At 62.1% G+C, this 264-nt stretch carries 1 protein-coding gene; it reads left to right on the top strand.

Features of this window, described 5'->3' with window-relative positions:
* The coding region (locus SB689_RS23375) for a hypothetical protein (protein ID WP_410694436.1) at positions 1-264 on the top strand (264 nt) is incomplete at both ends.

Here is a 264-nt window from a genome sequence, read left to right as displayed (position 1 = left end):
ATTCGAACCAGGAGCGCCGGCTGTTTATGTCCGGGCGCCTGCGCAGGAGTTGGCGCAACATCTCTGCGCCTGGCTCAACCGCCTGGGTGTAGAGGCCAGGTTGGTGAACGCCGATACGAAACAAATGCAGCCTTCGGCGCTGCTGGTGGATATGTTGCCGTCGGGAAACGAAGTGCCTTGGCCCGGTCCACGGATTATCGCCACGGCAGGAGGCCGTAACCCGCCTGAGTACTCGGCCAATGGCTGGGAAGTCGACGCCCATGA

The organism is Chryseobacterium sp. SIMBA_038, from assembly GCF_046535115.1.
Classification (GTDB): domain Bacteria; phylum Bacteroidota; class Bacteroidia; order Flavobacteriales; family Weeksellaceae; genus Chryseobacterium.
This window is presented reverse-complemented; position numbering and strand designations above follow the sequence as displayed.